This is a genomic window from Paraburkholderia sp. SIMBA_053, from assembly GCF_046534895.1.
Taxonomy (GTDB): domain Bacteria; phylum Pseudomonadota; class Gammaproteobacteria; order Burkholderiales; family Burkholderiaceae; genus Paraburkholderia; species Paraburkholderia caledonica.
This window is the reverse complement of record NZ_JAWRXU010000904.1, coordinates 1-264: the sequence shown is the minus strand read 5'-3', so window position 1 is coordinate 264 and position 264 is coordinate 1. Positions and strand designations below refer to the sequence as shown.

At 60.2% G+C, this 264-nt stretch carries 1 protein-coding gene; it reads left to right on the top strand.

Annotated features, from left to right (window positions below):
• The coding region (locus SB753_RS38235) for a porin (RefSeq protein WP_410805316.1) at positions 1 to 264 on the top strand (264 nt) is incomplete at both ends.

The window sequence follows — 264 nt, the reverse complement described above, 5'->3', positions numbered from 1 at the left end:
AGCTCGACCACATTGGGTTCAACCTCAGGCGGTCACTCAACGTTCAAGATGATCAACGGGGTATGGGCAGGAAGCCGCTTCGGGCTGAAAGGGGCGGAGGATCTGGGTGGCGGAACGAAGGCCATCTTCACGCTCGAAGAGGGCTTTAACAGTGCGACGGGCGCGATGGCAACGAACAATCTGATGTTCAGCCGCCAGGCTTTCGTCGGCGTGGCGAACCCGACGTATGGCTCGCTCACGGCGGGTCGTCAGTATGCGTCGTAC